Origin of the sequence: Desulfocurvibacter africanus subsp. africanus DSM 2603, from assembly GCF_000422545.1 — a bacterium.
GTDB lineage: Bacteria > Desulfobacterota > Desulfovibrionia > Desulfovibrionales > Desulfovibrionaceae > Desulfocurvibacter > Desulfocurvibacter africanus.
Genome location: NZ_AULZ01000018.1, coordinates 1 through 17,029, shown reverse-complemented (window position 1 = coordinate 17,029; position 17,029 = coordinate 1). Strand labels below are relative to the sequence as shown.

14 protein-coding genes are annotated in these 17,029 nt (G+C 57.0%); 4 read left to right on the top strand and 10 right to left on the bottom strand.

Features of this window, described 5'->3' with window-relative positions; all coding sequences use genetic code 11:
- Positions 1-19 precede the first annotated feature (19 nt).
- Positions 20-895, bottom strand: a complete 876-nt coding sequence (gene nadC, locus H585_RS0112890; protein ID WP_027368128.1) for a carboxylating nicotinate-nucleotide diphosphorylase — start codon at positions 893-895, stop codon at positions 20-22.
- A gap of 154 nt (positions 896-1,049) precedes the next feature.
- Between nadC and mgtE the strand changes: the two genes are divergently transcribed.
- Entirely contained in the window at positions 1,050-2,399 is a 1,350-nt protein-coding gene (gene mgtE / locus H585_RS0112885; RefSeq protein WP_014260884.1) for a magnesium transporter, read from the top strand.
- Positions 2,400-2,513: 114 nt separating this feature from the next.
- On the opposite strand, the gene H585_RS0112880 is transcribed toward mgtE, so the two are convergent.
- From H585_RS0112880 to H585_RS0112840, 9 genes are all read right to left on the bottom strand, one after another.
- Positions 2,514-3,035 carry a PilZ domain-containing protein gene (locus H585_RS0112880; RefSeq protein ID WP_027368126.1) on the bottom strand — a complete coding sequence of 174 codons (522 nt, stop codon included), beginning with the start codon at positions 3,033-3,035 and terminating at the stop codon, positions 2,514-2,516.
- A gap of 20 nt (positions 3,036-3,055) precedes the next feature.
- Positions 3,056-3,499, bottom strand: a complete 444-nt coding sequence (locus H585_RS0112875) for an NIL domain-containing protein (RefSeq protein WP_027368125.1) — start codon at positions 3,497-3,499, stop codon at positions 3,056-3,058.
- Positions 3,500-3,548: 49 nt separating this feature from the next.
- Positions 3,549-4,418 (bottom strand): tol-pal system protein YbgF, encoded by an 870-nt coding sequence (gene ybgF, locus H585_RS0112870; protein WP_014260886.1) that lies wholly within the window; start codon positions 4,416-4,418, stop codon positions 3,549-3,551.
- A complete protein-coding gene (locus tag H585_RS0112865; protein WP_014260887.1) occupies positions 4,415-4,639 on the bottom strand; it encodes a PLD nuclease N-terminal domain-containing protein in 225 nt (74 codons plus the stop codon). Before H585_RS0112865 ends, ybgF begins: the two co-directional genes overlap by 4 nt.
- A gap of 3 nt (positions 4,640-4,642) precedes the next feature.
- On the bottom strand, positions 4,643-5,398 hold the full coding sequence (gene lgt / locus H585_RS0112860; protein WP_014260888.1) for a prolipoprotein diacylglyceryl transferase: 756 nt from the start codon (positions 5,396-5,398) through the stop codon (positions 4,643-4,645).
- Positions 5,379-5,870, bottom strand: coding sequence for a signal peptidase II (gene lspA / locus H585_RS0112855; RefSeq protein WP_014260889.1), 492 nt, complete (start codon positions 5,868-5,870; stop codon positions 5,379-5,381). Before lspA ends, lgt begins: the two co-directional genes overlap by 20 nt.
- A gap of 85 nt (positions 5,871-5,955) precedes the next feature.
- A complete protein-coding gene (ileS, locus tag H585_RS0112850; RefSeq protein ID WP_027368124.1) occupies positions 5,956-8,775 on the bottom strand; it encodes an isoleucine--tRNA ligase in 2,820 nt (939 codons plus the stop codon).
- A gap of 664 nt (positions 8,776-9,439) precedes the next feature.
- Positions 9,440-11,377: a DNA mismatch repair endonuclease MutL gene (gene mutL, locus H585_RS0112845; RefSeq protein ID WP_027368123.1), complete on the bottom strand. Its 1,938-nt coding sequence runs from the start codon at positions 11,375-11,377 to the stop codon at positions 9,440-9,442.
- Positions 11,378-11,388: 11 nt separating this feature from the next.
- Complete coding sequence (locus H585_RS0112840) at positions 11,389-13,722, bottom strand: LPS-assembly protein LptD (protein ID WP_027368122.1); 2,334 nt, start codon at positions 13,720-13,722, stop codon at positions 11,389-11,391.
- A gap of 379 nt (positions 13,723-14,101) precedes the next feature.
- Between H585_RS0112840 and alr the strand changes: the two genes are divergently transcribed.
- The 3 genes from alr to cbiM all read left to right on the top strand — a co-directional run bounded on the left by alr (position 14,102) and on the right by cbiM (position 16,810).
- Positions 14,102-15,241 carry an alanine racemase gene (gene alr, locus H585_RS0112835; protein WP_014260894.1) on the top strand — a complete coding sequence of 380 codons (1,140 nt, stop codon included), beginning with the start codon at positions 14,102-14,104 and terminating at the stop codon, positions 15,239-15,241.
- A gap of 192 nt (positions 15,242-15,433) precedes the next feature.
- Positions 15,434-16,210, top strand: a complete 777-nt coding sequence (locus tag H585_RS0112830; protein ID WP_027368121.1) for a DUF4198 domain-containing protein — start codon at positions 15,434-15,436, stop codon at positions 16,208-16,210.
- Between the two features lie 3 nt (positions 16,211-16,213).
- The gene (gene cbiM / locus H585_RS0112825) at positions 16,214-16,810 is read left to right on the top strand and encodes a cobalt transporter CbiM (protein ID WP_027368120.1); all 597 of its coding nucleotides are present in this window, start codon (positions 16,214-16,216) and stop codon (positions 16,808-16,810) included.
- The last annotated feature ends 219 nt before the right edge of the window (positions 16,811-17,029 follow it).

Below are 17,029 nucleotides of genomic sequence, written 5' to 3'. Positions count from 1 at the left end.
TCCTGCTGCTTGAAGTTGTTCAGGATATTGCGAGCACGCGCATGCTTAAATCCAGGGCTTTGGCCGAATGCGTCAAGGCGCCCACGGAAACGAAATCCGGTCCCAGCTTCCCAATGGCACTGATGGTTTCCAGATTCACGCCGCCGCTGACCTCGGTTTCGATACCGGAGGGCACCAGGGCCAGTGCCTTTTCCATGGTCGCCAAGTCCATGTTGTCCAGCATGATGCGCTCAACGCGGAGGGAGGCCGCTTCGCGCACCTCATCCAGAGTTCTGCATTCCACCTCGATCGGAGGGCATGGCTTATACGCAGCTCGCAGAATCTTGACGGCTTCGGTTATGGAACCGGCTCTATCGATGTGGTTGTCCTTGAGCATGAGCATCTCGAAGAGATTCATGCGATGATTCAATCCACCACCGATACGCACGGCGTATTTTTCCGGATAGCGTAACCCCGGCAGTGTCTTGCGCGTGTCGAGCAGCCTGGTTCTTGTGCCCGAAAGCCTTTGCGCGTAAGAGGCGGTTGCTGTGGCAATGCCCGAGAGATGGCATATAAAATTGAGTGCGATACGCTCTGCGCGCAGGAGCACTGCGGCGGGGCCGCACAGGCGGGCCACAGTTTGCCCAGGCTCGACGCTTTGGCCATCGGATGCGGCATTCTCAACAATCCAGTTTCCTTGAGGTTCCACATCGGCAAGCACCAAGGGCACTATGGGTAAGCCCGCGAGAATGCCAGGCTCCTTGGCCACGATGGATGCGCGCATGACGACATCCTGACCGAACACGGCGACACTGGTCAGGTCCGGCCCGTCTTCGGCCAAGGCTGAACGGATGGCGGCGACAAGAAATTCGCGAGCCTGGCCTCGAAAAAAGGTATCGAATAAATTGTGGGACATGGATACAACCCGTTCGGGGGATTTACTAGCCATGAAGTGGTGCAGTATGCCAAGGGCGAGCTTTCGTCAAGATTTGGCCCTTGCGCATTGGATCCTGGTGCGGTCCAAAAACGCCCTTTAGAGGCGTTGGGATAATTATATAAGGATCCATCTGGTGAATATCATGACTGAGAATGAGAGCCAACAAAGCAAGGGCCACACCACAGAGGCAGAACTCCCGCAATCGGCCCCGGACCTGGAGAACGCCCATCCGGCCGATGCCGCTTTGCATCTGGAGAATCTTCCCCTGGAGGAGCAGGTGCGCGCCGTCAGCGGCCTGCCTGTCCAGGAGGCGGCGGATTCCATAGTCGAGATGAGCCGACATGACCGCATCGAAATCATGCGCAACTTGCAGCCCGAAGCGGCTGCGGGACTCATTTCGGCCATGGCATTGGACGACGCGGCCGATGTGCTGGAAGAACTCGGATACGAGCACCGCGATATTCTGCTGAAGTACATGGGAACGGAAGAGGCCGCAGAGATAAAGAGTCTCATGGCCTTTGACCCGGACACGGCCGGCGGCGTCATGAACACCGAGCTGTTGGTCCTGGACGAGAAGCTAAGCGTGGATGAAGCCATCCAGCTTATCCGCAAGGAAGTCGAAGATAAGGAGATTCCCTACTACGCCTACATAGTGGATGATGCCGAGCATTTAGTAGGCGTGCTGTCCATGCGCGACCTGCTGCTTAGCAAGCCCCGGACTGTTCTCGGCGCACTCATAGGTACTCAGTCGCTCATTTCGGTGACTTTTGATGTGGACAAGGAGGAGGTGGCCCACCTCATAAGCCACTACAATTTTCTGGCCATACCGGTGGTAGATTACAGTGACAAGCTGCTTGGCGTGGTCACCGTGGACGATGTCATTGACATCATTCACGAGGAGGCCACCGAGGACATGCAGACCATGGTCGGTGCGGCTTCGGATGAAACCGTGGACTCACCCTGGACGTATTCCATGTCCCGCCGCTTGCCCTGGCTCACCATCAATATACTCACTTCCGCTGCCTCGGCCTGGGTGGTCTCGCTGTTCGAAGGCACCATAGCCCAGATGGCCTTCCTGGCCGTGCTTATGCCCATTGTGGCCAACCAGGCGGGAAATACAGGACAACAGGCCCTGGCGGTTATGATTCGGCAACTCGCCGTTAAGAAGCTCGAGCGCAAGGAGTCCTGGCTGGCGGTACTGCGGGAAGCCAAGATCGGGCTGGCCAACGGTTCCATCATCGCCACGCTGGTGCTTGGCGTAGTCTACTTCATGACGGGCCAGCTCTCTTTGGCATCGATAATGGCCATGGCCCTGTTCCTGGACATGCTTGTGGGCTCTCTGGCCGGAGCCTCGATCCCGCTCATTCTGCGTGCGCTTGGTAGAGACCCTGCCCAGGCCTCCAGCATCTTCCTGACCACGCTTACGGATAGTTTCGGCTTCTTCAGCCTCTTGGGGTTGGCCGGAATCTATCTGATCGGCTGAGCTGTTTTTGTCAACGCTTGCAGTTGATCCTGCTGCCTGTGAATGCTTCCAGGTCAGGCTCTACAAGTGCATAAGGATAAAAATAGCAGTGCACGGCTGGCATGCATGCGTGGGCTATGACCATTTGGCCTGTCGAATCTGGGAACGTTCTTCCTGGAATACGAACTGGACGATGGACTCGCGGTCACGGTCGCGAACGGAGGTGAATTCGAGGACTTGTCGGCGCTCGCCGCCTTCCACCTTGACGCGCACAACTTCGCCCAAGGCGCTGGCCATGCGTAGCGGCGCTTGACTCAGGGTAAGCACCACCTCGACCCGCTGACCAGGCGAAAACTGCTCCAAGGACACGAAAGAGAGACCCGCCGCACTGATCTCCACGACTTGAATTTCCGTGGGGAAATCCTGCTCCATGGTCTGGCGGCTGGCCAAAGAAAGAAGCGTGTCCAGCTTGGTGTCCAGACTGAGCAGAAACTCAAGCAATGGTTCGGGCAGACGAGCCTCGGCAAGCTTCTGGGGCGAGAAGGATAGCGTAGGGGAGGAGTCGTGGAACAAGGCTCGATCACGGCCGGGAACAATGCGGCGTAGCCGGCCGTTGATCAAGGTGGAGACACGAGCGAACGAGCGCTGGCTGCTCATGAATCCCTCCATGCGGTGATCTATTCCAAAGCTCCGTAATCTACGTCCAAACTCATGGCTCGCACGGGGCAAATGCGCGTACACATGCCACAAGCAGAGCATTTCTCAGCATTGAAGATTATCCGGCGCGTCTTCATATCTAAAGCCAACGCGTGAGTAGGGCAGATGGCCGTGCACATGCCGCAATGCGTGCAGGAGTCCTCGTCGCGCGCCACGTGTTGCGCGGCAGGAGCAATCTTAATTCCTTGCTGCTTGAGGTAATCGATGCCTCGGTTATAGTCCTCCTCGGACCCGAAGATTTCCAGGGTCAAAAAACCTTCCTGGCGAGGAGTGATCTGGGCTCGAAGGATGTTGAAGCACAGATTGTAGATACGGGCCAAATTGCAAACCATGGGCTGGCTGGAGATGGAGTGGGGAAAGCTCAGCGAAACGAGCTTCCTCACCGCCGGGACAGTATTGTTCATGGTTGGGTTTGCGTCTTTTTTTTCTGTCATAACATGCGCTTAGCAAAAGCTATTGAAAGGATTTAGCACGCTTGGCTTCGGCCGATTTCGGGTACTTCTTGACCAATTCCTGCAGCACCAGGTCGCCGGCTTTGTCCTTGCCGATCTTTTTGAAAGCGATACCTTGCTTGAGCATGGCGGCCGGAATCTTGTTACTCTTGGGATACTTAGTGATTACATCCTGATAGGAGAGCACCGCCCGGGCAAAGTCGCCAGTCTGATAAAAGCTCTCCCCCTGCCAGAAGATAGCGTTCGAGACTAGTTCATGTTTGGGATAGGCCTTCACGAATTCCGCCCACATGGATTGCGCGTTCATATAGTTGCGCTTTTTGAAATTATCCAGTGCGCGGAGGTAAAGTGCCTGCGCGGGGTCGCTACTTTGAGCTCCTTGGTCACCTTTGACCGCTTTTTCTTCCTTGGAGAGTTGCTCAAAATCAATGGCCAACTGACTCTGCAATGCGGTCTTCATGTCCTCGACTTCCTGCATGAGGGCACGGACGGCTTCGGGCTTGAGGCCTTGCTGCTCGGCCAGTTGGTTTTCGCGGACTAAGGTATCCATTTCGCCCTGGAGCTTTGCGAATTGTACACGCATGCTCTCCATCTCCGACCACATGTTGGCCTGAGCGGATTGGGCAGAGGTATTTTGGGTCGAAAGCTGCAGCAGGCTCTTGAGGCGCTTATCGACCTCCTGCACCTGGCTCTGGATCTGGCGAAGCTGAGTCTCCAGTTCGTTCACGCGTTGCTGAACATTGCGTTGCTGCGTGGCTTGCTGCTGGACTTGCGCCTGTAGGAGATTGACATCCGCCTGGGAGGCGCAACCTGTGATGGTCAGAACGGATAAACCTGCGAGCAGAGCGATATGACATGGAATACGCTTCATTGTAATTTCTTCCCTCTCTTCCTTCCCACGAGAATGTACACAATTCCCCCCAGAAAGGGAACGAGCACTGACAACTGTACCCAAAAGACCTTCTCGTTGGTGGACTCAAATTCCTTATTGAAGGCATCCCGAATTGCCCACCAGCTCAAGAGCATAAAGACGGCCACGCCGGCAACAACGCTGGTGAGCAGCGTTGGATTGAACCTCATGAAGTCAAACATGGATCAGGCTCCTTGGGGCTTACGGAAAAAGGTCAGCCACAGACCGATGGGCATGAGTGCCGCGGCGATGACCTGTGTTGTGCTGAAAGGTCCCATGACTCCGCGGAAGTCGGCCCTAAAAAACTCGACTGCAACGCGGAATACAGGAAACACGAGCAGGTATAATCCTAGCACCTGCCCAGGCTGCTTGATAAAGGGCTTGGCAAACAGCAGGATCAGGAAGGTCGTCAGATCCCCAAGCGAATGGTAGAGTTGCGTCGGGTGCAAGGTCATGTTCTTGGGCGCCAGGGAGCCGGCATTAGTGAAGGTCACGGCCCAAGGCAAATCGCACTCCTTGCCATAGCAGCATCCTGCGGCAAAGCAGCCCAGACGCCCTATGGCTTGGCCCAGTGGCAGAGCCGGCACGAGCAGATCGGCCCAGAACAGGATGGGCTGTCGCTTTGAGCGCAGATAAAACCAAATAACCAAAGCCACCAGCAGAGCCCCACCCAGGAAGACCAGACCGCCTTTCCAGAACATGAAAATGTCCAGTGGATGGCGCAAAAAGTACCCTGGGTTAATCATAACATAGAGCATTCTGGAGCCGATGATCGCCGCCAGGATGCTCCAGAAAACTATGTCCTGGACCATGGCCACCGAAGCCCCGCGCTGCCGAGCCTCGTGCGAGGCCCATGCCATCCCTGCCAGAAAGGCCAGAGCGATGAATAGGCCGTAGGTGTGAACGGTCAGTGGACCTAAATCAACGAGGGTTGGGAACATGCTCGCTCTTCCACAAGGCCAGGATGAGTCCTCCCGCGCCGAGGCATATGGACATGTCAGCCACGTTGAAGGCCGGCCAGTGCCAGTTTCGGTAATATACGTCCAGGAAATCGACAACAAAGCCTTGAGTTACACGGTCCAGCAAGTTTCCCATGGCGCCGCCGAGCACCAGACCCAGCCCATAAATGGTCCATAAATCACGTTCAGGTGTCTTGCGTAAAATCCAGAGTATTACAACGAGGGCTAAAGCCGAAGCTCCCGCGAACATCCATGTCTGCCAACTCTGATCGGCCCTATTGAGGAAGCCGAAAGCTGCACCCCGATTATGAACGTGCACCAAGTCAAAAAAGCCCTGAATGACATTTATACTCTCGCCATATCGTAGATTGGCTTTGACCAGTAGCTTGGTCAGCTGATCAAGGCCGAACACAATCGTGGCAAGACTCAAGGCTATTATATAACGTCGTTTCATTACAAGCTCACGACCTTAAGCCAGACGCCGCCCGGCCCGCTAAGAGGAGAAAGTTCTAACGTTTACAAAAATGCGTGGCGCAGGATTAACAGTTCACGCCAGTGAGGATGCGAGCGCAACGCGGGCAAGTGCCAGGAAAATCTCCTGCTTCACCCGTGCGTTCATCATAGACCCAGCAACGTTCGCACTTCACGCCCGAAGCCTTCTCGACTTTGATGGCCAAGCCTTCCGTCTCAACACTACGATACGCATCGGCTGGCGCCTGTTCGGCCGCGGCTAAGGACACCTTTGATACGATGAACAGCTCACGCAAATCGGCGCCAATAACCTTGAGATCCGCGAGCAGGCTGTCAGGGGCGTAAATCGTAACATGCGTGTCCAGGGAATGGCCGATGGTGCCGGACTTGCGTATGGGCTCTGCAGCCTTGTTCACCTCGGCGCGCAATACAGGCAGCAGCTTCAGATTGGCTCTTTCCTCGGCATCAAGCCGCTCTTCGGTATCAAAAGTGAAGCGCGATTCGAAGACTGTCTGGCCTTTAGGCCGTAAGACTTCGGGCAAGCTACGGAAGACTTCCTCAGCCGTGAAGCACAGGATTGGGGCCATCTCCTGCATGAGGGTCAATAGAGTCTTCCAGATTACCGTTTGGGCCGCGCGCCGCTCCTTACTGTCCTTGCCGGAAACGTATAGCCTGTCCTTGATCACGTCCAGATAGAAGGCCGAGAGGTCGGTCACGCACAAATTGTGCAGGGTATGGAAAACCTTGTGGAACTCGAAATCTTGGTAAGCCTCGCGCACCTTCTCGAAGTTCAAGCGAAAAAGATCCAGGGCGTAGCGGTCCACTGGACCCATCTCGGCAAACGGTACTGCCTTGTCCGGTGAGAAGTCCGAAAGGTTGCCCAGGATGAAACGACAGGTGTTGCGGATACGGCGGTAGGCATCAACTAAGCGATCAAGAATTTCGCTGGAGATGCGCACATCCTCTTGATAGTTGACCGCTGAGACCCACAGGCGCAGCACCTCGGCCCCGTATTTATCGATTATCTCCTGTGGGGCCACGACATTGCCTAGGGACTTGGACATCTTGCGGCCATCGCCATCCACGACGTAACCGTGGGTGAGCACGGACTTGTAGGGCGGTCGCGCGCGAGTGCCGATGGAGGCCAGCAGGGAGGAGTGGAACCAGCCGCGGTGCTGGTCCGTGCCTTCCAGGTACAGGTCTGCCGGGAAGGTGCATTCGGGACGCTGCTCCAGTACGGCAGCAAAGCTGGTGCCGGAGTCGAACCACACGTCGAGGATGTCGTCTTCCTTTTCCCAGGCACCGCCACCGCAATGCGGACATTTCAGGCCCGCCGGAGCCAGCTTCTCCACAGGCGTTTCGAACCAGTAATCACAGCCCGTGGGGTGCTTCTCAAACTGGTCAACAACGGAGAAGACCCACTCGGAATTGGTGTAGGCCGTATCGCAATCCTTGCAAATGAGGGCGATTATGGGCACGCCCCAGGTGCGCTGGCGTGAGATGCACCAATCCGGCCGGTGTTCGATCATCGCATGGATGCGTTCGCGACCCCAGGCTGGAATCCAGCGCACGTCCTTTTCAATGGCGCGCAGAGCCTTGGCGCGCAAATCGTTCTTCTCCATAGAGATGAACCATTGCGTCGTGGCGCGGAAAATGACTGGCTGCTTGCAGCGCCAGCAATGCGGATAGGAGTGGGACAGCTTTTCCTCGGCCAGCAAGGCGCCGCGCTCACGGAGGATGCGGATCACCTCTGGATTGGCTTCGATAACCGTCTTGCCAGCCAACTCGTTTACCACGGGCAGGAAACGGCCTTTGTCGTCCAGGGGCGAGAGCACCTCCAGACCGTAGCGCAAGCCCGTTTCGTAGTCTTCACGGCCATGGCCGGGAGCGGTGTGCACTAAGCCGGTGCCAGTATCCAAAGTCACATAGTCGGCCAATACCACGGGCGAAACGCGGTCGATGAACGGATGGCGGGCCTTGATGCCTTCCAGATCCTTGCCCGTGACAACAGCCAGGACTTCAACGTCCTGCCATTTGAACTTCTTTTGCAGGGCTGCGAGTCTTTCACTGGCCACTACATGCACTTCGCCCTGGACGAGCGCAAGGACGTACTCGTATTCGGGGTGCACAGCCACGGCCATATTGGATGGGATTGTCCAAGGGGTGGTGGTCCAGATAACCAGGTAGGCTTTTTTGCCAGAGGCAACGGAAAATTTTTGGCTGAAGGCCGCATCATCCACAGGGAAGCGGACATAGATGGACGGAGAGGCATGGTCGGCGTATTCGACCTCGGCCTCGGCCAGAGCCGTTTCGCAGCAGATGCACCAGTGAATGGGCTTTTTGCCCCGATAGACCGAGCCATTGGCCATGAACCGGCCCAGTTCCCTGGCCGTGGCAGCCTCGTAGGTGGGCAGCATGGTCAAATAGGGATTGCTCCATGTTCCGAAAACCCCCAGGCGCTTGAACTCATCACGCTGGATTTTCATGAACTTAGTAGCATAATCTCGGCAAATCTTGCGCACGGTGACAGCTGGCAAATTTTCTTTGCCTTTCTCCTTTAGCTCCTGAGCAACTTTGTGCTCAATGGGCAAACCATGGCAGTCCCAGCCTGGAACATACTCAGCTCTGTAGCCGTGCATGTTTTTGAATTTAACGATTATATCCTTGAGCACCTTGTTCATGGCCGTACCCATATGAATATGGCCGTTAGCATAGGGCGGACCGTCGTGCAGGGTGTAACGTTCATTGCCCTCATTGGCCTTGACCATGAGGGCCAAGACATCGATCTCCTCCCACAAATTGAGTGTTTCAGGCTCACGCTGTTTGAGGTTGGCCTTCATGGGAAAGGACGTTTCAGGCAGGCACAAGGTCTTCTTGTAATCGCTCATGAGAGGTATCGGCCTCCGTCACTCGGTGTTGGGCTATTCTCCGCGGAGGGAGGATCTGACAAAACCAAAAAAGAGAATTGAAACAAGCAGGACATGAAGTCAAGAAGACTAAGGTCTTTCAGCAAAAGCGCAATAGCTAAAAATTGCGCTTGATTTTTGTTGGAGCCGAGAAAAATGGGGCTGAAAAAGGTATGTGGACGAAATGGAATAAAAAAAGCGAGGCGGAGGGGGAGTGATATGGGGGATAGGGAGGTCCGCCTCGCTGGAACCGACGCACCCAAAAAACAACAAATCACGCTTTATGACCATTATAATTTCGAAGCCCATTTATAACTAGGAACATGGATAAAAAAAAACCGTCAGCGCGATTCCATGAAGAGGTGAGTTCGTATAAATTTGAAAATTAGCTATAAGCTGATAGCTATCCTTCTACATTAAGGGACTTAGCTTGCTCGTTGTACGTGTGTTAGCTTGTGCATATTGCAATTTTTTAATTCTCTTGAAGTGTAATGAGACCTGACTACGCTACATTTTGTCTGGATATTTTTCAGGAATCCAGGATGTAGCTGATTTATGCCGTCGAAAAACATTCGGCAAACTCGGCTGGTTTTAGACTATGTCGCGCTGGAAAAGTCTGAACGCGATCATGCAGCAGTTTGCATTGCTAGCTTCGCTTAAAAAGCTTTTCCAGCTCCTTGGCGCTCAGGCGAATCAGGATAGGGCGGCCATGTGGGCAGTACTCGTGCTCGGGCGTTGCGGCCCATTCCGTGAGCAAAGCCATGGCTTCGGCCTGCGCCAGAGGCTGGTTGGCCTTGAGCGCGGCCTTGCAGGACAGCAGAGCCCATAAGTCGTGTAGTCTGCCATCTGGACTGCTCTGGCCGGTCAAGGACTCACGCAGGAGATCCCTGGCGGCGGCTGGCTCCAGCATGGCTGGGATGGACACGATCGTTAGCAGGTCCGGCCTTGGTCTACGCAGATTGAAACCGAGATCCAGCAATTCGGACCACAGCTCATCTAGTTTGGATTGCTCCGATGCGTGCAGAGGCAACTCCATGGGCACGGCCAGGGCGCGCTTCTCGCTTCGGCCGCTCTGGCTCGCATGGCGGGCGTAAAGCACGCGCTCATGCGCCGCGTGCTGATCAAGCAGCCCCAGACTGCCGTCGGGCAGGCGCAACACAAGGTAGGTGTCGGCGACTTGGCCCAGGTAGACCGGCGCGCCGTGCTCTGCGTGCTCGGGCAGGACCTGGCCGGCCACGCAAGTCGGGCCGGTCGGCCGCGAAGCGTGGGCAGGCCTTGCCGACTCGGTCCAGGGGCGCGCATCGGTCGTAGAATCCACGGAATCCATGGAGCTGGCGGATGTATCCGCGTAGACCTGGGTTTTGGATTCGCCCGACAGGTACGGACCTGGCGTGGTCGACTCTGTGCGCGGACCTGGCTGAATGGAAACCAAATGCCTGATGTCCAGGCATGACTGACGGTTCTCGCTGGTCTGGAACTCGCTGTAGCTGGGAAACTTTGCAGGTTGTTGCGGGTCGGCGGATGCCTTGCGGCCGAACGGCATGGCGGACTCGCGCAAGTTGTTTCCAGAAGGGTGCACACCGTGGCCTTCCGTTTCCAGGGCTTGCAAGAGGGCGCGTCTGATAACCGTGAAGATGACGGCTTCATCCTTGAAGCGTACCTCAAGCTTGGCCGGGTGCACGTTCACGTCCACCTCCTCGGGCGGCAGCTCCAGAAAGAGCAGCACCTGGGGATATTCGCGCGAGAGCAGGCGCCCAGAGTAAGCCTGGCGCACGCAGGAGACCAGCAGGCGGTCCTGTACGGGCCTGCCGTTGACATAAAAGAGCAGGCGGTCGCCGCGCGCTTGGGCTGCCTCCGGCTTGCCCGCCAAGCCATGGGCACGTATTCCGTGCAGGCTGAAGTCAAAGGGTGCGAGTCCTTCGCAGATAGGTGGTGGCCAGATTTCGGCCAGCCTGCGGGCCAGCTCCTGCCCAGGCGGAAAGCGCAGGAGCGTGCGGCCGTCGGTAGTGAAGCCAAAGGCCACCGCAGTGTGGGCCAACGCCAGCCTGGCTACGATCTCCTGACAGCGTTTGGCTTCGGTGGCTTGCGTTTTCAGAAACTTGAGCCTGGCTGGGACATTGAAAAAAAGGTCACGCACTTCGATGCGCGTGCCGCAAGCCAAGGCATCGGGTCCTTGCGTCGTAATGCGCCCGGCCTCCACACTGATCGACCAAGCCTCCTGCTGGTCAGCTGCCAAGCTGGCCACGCGTAACCTGCTGACCGAGGCGATGCTCGGCAAGGCTTCGCCGCGAAAACCGAAGCTGCGGATGGCGAAAAGGTCTTCTACTCGGCCGATTTTGCTCGTAGCATGGCGGGTGACGGCCAATTCCAATTCCTCGGACGGCATGCCCCAGCCATCGTCCTGCACTAGCACCAGGCCCTGCCCGCCGCGCTCTATGGCCACGTCCACACGGCTGGCTCCTGCATCCAGGCAGTTTTCCACCAGTTCCTTTACCACGCTGGCCGGGCGCTCCACGACCTCGCCAGCCGCGATCTGGTTCGCGAGCTCGGAAGGAAGAATCCGGATGGACTGTCGTTCGGCCATGCCTTGCTCCATCAGAAGCTGAGAGACGGAGAGCTGATACCCAGCAGGTTCACGCGGAAGGTATAAGACTGCTCAAAGGTGTCGTCAAAGTAGACGAACTGGAAATCGAAGCAATGATGTCTGTAAGTCAAAGCGATCTCCCTCTCCACCTCTTCCTCACGCAGGAGGTCGTACTCGTAGCGGGCGTCAATGAGCCAGTCGGACAGCAGGTGGAGTGTTCCGCCCAGGGTTACCGTGCGCAAGCGATCATCGTTGCGGCGCTTATAAGTATCCACCTCCTGCAAAACGTCTAACCCGAAGCGTAGACTGGCCTTGTCCTGGTAGAAAAGGGTTAGCCAATGCTCATGCTCGGTTACTTGAAGATCATATGGGGAGAAGAACGTGCTGCTGGATAGACTAATATAATTTTGAGGATACAGGGTCGCCTCGACTTCGATATCCGAAAAGGGCCGGCGCTCATATTGGTCGAGCATATCCGTTCGGTCGGCTTCAATAAAATCGTAGGACTGCTCCAGGCGCAGGCGAAAGAATTGCCTGTAATCCATTACTTCTTGAGGCAAGTAGTAGTTGCCTTCCTGCGGCGCTAGAACCACGGCTTGGCGCTTGCGGTCAAAAATATTGGTCAGGGAATAGCGCAGCTCGGAGGCCTGCTGGATGTAATCCACGCTGTCGAAGAGCGGCTCCACCTCGCTGCCTGTCCTCGAGCTCGAGCTTGCCACGGTGTATGTGGTATCCTCCTGGTTCACATCAGGCCTCCAGGTGTAGGCCAGGCGCGGCTGAAGCGTATGCCGGAGTTTGGTCCAGGAAGATTCGCCGGCATTGTCCAGGCTGACTTCGGGCGCGGCCGAGAGATCGAATGTTCGCGAGATTTCCGACAGGGCCGAGACGGAGATCTCGGGTATGCCCCGGCTGATATAGTCCTTGTCTGTGGTTGTAGCGGAATCGGCTGCGCCATCGAGCGTGCTGGTGCTCGTGTCGATGTCCTCGTGTCTGCCGAGAGAGTAGAAGGTCTGGCGCCAACTCACACTCGGGATAATGGAGCCGTAGCGGCTGGTGAGAGGCAAGCTAACCTCGGGGCGCGCATCCAGGCGCAAGCCCGTAGTGCCGCCGCGACGCCAAAAGTTGGTCGCCACGCCTTGGGCCTCCCATTCGAAGGGGGTTTCGCCAAGAGTGGTCTTGTAAGCGAACGCGCTGAATTCCGGTAAGCGTTGTACAGTAGGATTGTCGGCCGGGGTCAAGTTGTCGTTCATGTAGGCCAGGTTCTGGGTGTAGGCAGCAGACAGGTTCAAACCATAATCAGCATACTGCCTGGATATGAGCATGGCCGAGGTGCGGGTCAAGCTATCCTGTGTGGCGATGTCCCTGCTGAACTCGCTCCGTAGCGTGTTTCGGCTTCGAGTATAGCCTATCCGGCTGGTCTCGAATTCGCGCAGATAATTCTGGTCGGAGACATAGTCGAGGTCCATCTTGAGCTGCCAACTCGGATCGTGAAGATAGCCGTTTAACATACCGCGCAGCCAGTATCGGTCATGGTTGGGCCGAATCAAACCATCGCCGACGAACTGGTCGTTTTCCTCGGCTTCCGTGGGGGCCGCCGTTTTGTCGTCCAGCCAGCTTCCGCGCAGCCACAGCTTGGTGGCCGAATCCGGCGTAGAGCGAAACTCCAAATCCTGCATGACTCCACGCTCGCTCATATAATATTCCGTGAGAGTCGCGTCGTTCTCGTCATTAATAACAACATAAAGAGGTTGCAGATAGGTCGCGCCGTCGCGACTGCTGTATCCAATGTCGGGAAAGAGCAGGCCCGATTCGCGTGTGGACTGTGTGGAAAAGGCAAGAAACGGAAAATAGAGAATAGGTATGTCCAGGACGCGCAGCCGAGGATTCCATAAGGTCGCGCTGTCGTTCTGGTTGATGGTGGCGCTGCTCACCTTGAAGGACCAAGCCGCGGGATCATCTTCGCAGGCACTGATCTCGGCCTGGGTAAAGGAGTACTGTAGGTCCCCCTTTTTCTCTATATGATCGCTGCTGATGGATATGTGCGGGTCCTCAGTGATGATCCGTCCCCGCTTCAGCCAGCCGACTCGGTTGCGCAGGTCGAATTCCGCCTCCTCAGCCTCGATGTAGTATTTGTCCCAGCGCACCTGTACATGGCCGCGCAGGTAGATCCATTCCGAGAAGTGGAAATAGCGGGCGAAATCAGCCAGCATGTAGTCGTCACCGCTGCGCACGAGCACCTCGCCTTCGGCGTCGACGATCTCGGCATCGTGGTCTGCCGTCATGCGCTCGGCCGTGAGTCGCCATCGTCGACCCTCGAAGAGTTGACGGTCGCGCTCAGCGGGCATCAACTCCTCAAGAGCTTGGACCTTCAGGGGTTGAGCGTGCGCGGAAGGCAGAAACAGCGTGGTGAGCAATACGCATAATGCGAGAGCTACGCCGCCAACGCGGAATTTTGGCGCATGAGGCGCAGTGTTGAAAATCATGGAGGGGGAGATGGTTTCCTTCATGCCGTGTTTGTGTCCTGGCGCCTCCCCCCTGGGGAAAGGCGCGCCCGCTGGCACTGGCAGGCGGGCAATTTTGTCGGGTAGCATACAACCAACCAAAACAAAAGAGCCAGCTTTTTGCCTTTTATATAACCAATGGCAAGGCTTTTCCTTTCATTGGGAAGGGGGTAAGTAGAGCGGCCCGCCAGCGGCGGACTCACCACAGTTCAGCGAGGATACTATGGCCATTACCTACAATATGCTTGAGGTCCAGGTAGACCTCAAGCGCATCGTGGACAACTATCGTTTTATGCGCAGCAGGGCCGCCAGACTTATGCCCGTGATCAAGGCCGACGCCTACGGCCATGGGCTGCTGCCCGTAGCCAAAGCCCTGGCCGCCGCCGGCGCGGATGCCTTCTGCGTGGGCAGTGTAGGCGAGGCCGTGACCCTGCGCCGGGAGAGGAAACCCGACTCGGGCTGTCGCGTGGTTTCGCTGCTCGGCCCTATGGACCGGGAAGATTATGCCGAGGCGGTGTCACATGAGGTGACTCTGCTGGTCGGTCGCCACGAGCAGTTGGAACTGTTGCAGGTAGCGGCTTCATCCGCCGGCCGAATGGCACCCGTGGCGTTAAAGTTCGACACCGGCATGTCGCGCCTGGGCTTTTCCGAGGCCGACGTCCCACGCCTCATCCAGACTCTGACGACTTCGCCAAACCTGCGTCTAGAATTGGTCACGTCGCATCTGGCCACAGCCGACGAGGACAGTGGCGTGGATTATGTGCTGGCCCAGGCGGAACGCTTCCGCGCAATTACAGCCAAGCTTTCTGCAGCAGGATTGCGTTTCCAGGCCAATTTGGCCAATTCGGCCGGTATCTTGGCATATCCCGAACTGCATTTCGATCTGCAGCGGCCCGGCATCGCTCTCTATGGATCGAATCCCTTCCTGGGCACCAACCACGAAGAGCTTGGCCGACCCCTCAAGCAAGCCATGAGCGTTACCACGCGGATTCTGGACGTGCATGACCTGCCGCGGGGCGGAACCATCAGCTACGGCCGCACCTATACGGCTCCCAGGGATATGCGCGTGGCGATCATGGCCGCAGGGTACGCCGACGGCTATTCCCGGGGTCTAAGCAACAAAGGTCAGGTCTGCCTCAAGGGGAGCCGGGCACCCATACTGGGCCGTGTGTGCATGCAGCTTACGGCTGTGGACATCACGGGCCGCGAGGATGTGCACCCCGGCGATACTGTCCATCTACTAGGCGGCAGCGGCAGGGGCTATATCTCAGTTGAGGAGCTGGCTGGCTGGTGGGGCACGATCTCCTATGAGAGCTTCTGCATTCTTGGGCTCAATCGGCGAGTGTACTTTGGTGGGGATTAGATTCCATACACGCCGTGGAAAACACACTTGGGTTGCTGGGTAGCCGCGAGCGTTTTGTGCGGTGGGGTGTGCGCGAAGGGAACTGTGAGTTCAATAATTTCGAGTTAGTGTCGCTTGACTGTGCTACTTAAAATGAAATAGTGCTACTGAAGCAGCTGCGTACCACCAAACTCAAGCGAACGGAGCAGTTCCATGAAACACCTGATATCCAGCGGCACGATTTCTCTATTACTATTCTTCCTGAGCACCCTTTCTGCACAGGCGCACTTCGGCATGCTCATCCCGAGTCAGTCCACGGTTATGCCACCCGACCGAGCCGTCACCATTGAGTTGTCCTTCTCCCACCCATTCGAAGGACAGGGTATGGAGTTGGCCAAGCCCAAGGCTTTTGGCCTCATGCTCGATGGCAAGACGGTCGACCTGCTCGGCAGCCTCAAGCCTGCCAAGATCATGGGGCATACGGCCTGGAGTTCCCAATACGTTTTCAGCCGTCCGGGCCTGGCCGCGTTCTATATGGAGCCGCAGCCTTATTGGGAGCCGTCCGAGGATTGCTTCATCATTCACTACACCAAAGTCATAGTGGCCGCCTTCGGCGAGGAGGAAGGCTGGGACCAGCCGGTAGGCCTCAAGACCGAGATCGTGCCCTTGACGCGCCCCTTCGGCAATTACGCGGGCAATGTATTCCAGGGACAAGTGCTGCTCGACGGCAAGCCCGTTCCCCAGGCCATGGTCGAGGTGGAGTATTTCAACCGCGACGGCAAGTACGAGGCGCCGAACGACTACATGATCACTCAGGTGATCAAGTCGGATCAGAACGGCGTGTTCACCTATGTCTGCCCGCTAGCCGGCTGGTGGGGCTTCGCGGCATTGAACGAGGCTGATTTTACCCTCAAGCAGCAAGGGCAGGACAAGGGAGTGGAGCTTGGCGCTGTACTCTGGACCCAGATGCACGACATCCGGAAGAAGTAGGCCATGCATATCTCCGAAGGCATTCTTTCCGCGCCCGTCTTAGCCTCTGGGGCCGCGCTAGCAGCGGGCATGACTGTCATCGGCCTGCGCCGCCTGGATCCTGCGCGCATGGTGCGCGTAGGGCTGCTCGCCTCGGCCTTCTACGTGGCCTCGCTGGTGCATGTGCCCATCGGACCCGGCAATGCCCATCTCGTGCTCAATGGCCTATTGGGCCTGCTGCTGGGCTGGGTCGCGGTGCCGGCTATTCTGACCGCATTGCTCCTGCAGGCAGTCATGTTTCAATTTGGCGGGTTGACAGTACTGGGTGTAAACACGGTCATCATGGCTATGCCAGCCGTGGTCTGCCATTATGCCTTCGGGCCTCTGGTCAAGCGCACGGGCCGGACCGCAGCCCTGGGAGCTTTTGCGGCCGGAGCTTTGGCAGTGCTTCTGTCCGGTACACTCGTTGCGATCTTTCTCATCTTCAGCGGCGAGCAGTTTCTACAGGCGGCCTGGGTTATCCTGGCCGCGCACGTACCAATCATGCTCATCGAAGGGCTGTTGACCATGTTCCTGGTCGCTTTCTTCAAGCGGGCCAAACCCGAGTTACTGGCGCTATAGAGTGATGGGATGGCCCAGCCCCTCTCGAAGCAGGTGATTTCGGCCACCCACAAACAATCCCGCTGGCTTGCCTGGTACTAGCGCCTAACCAGGTCGGGCCAAGCCGGGGCGCAGTTGTCTTAAAGCAGATTGCTTTTAAGACGCCCGCTCCGGCGTTGACGGCGCAAGTGAATTGCGCCTACGCCTGCGCGGCGGCAAGCCATGCCGACGCATGGCTTG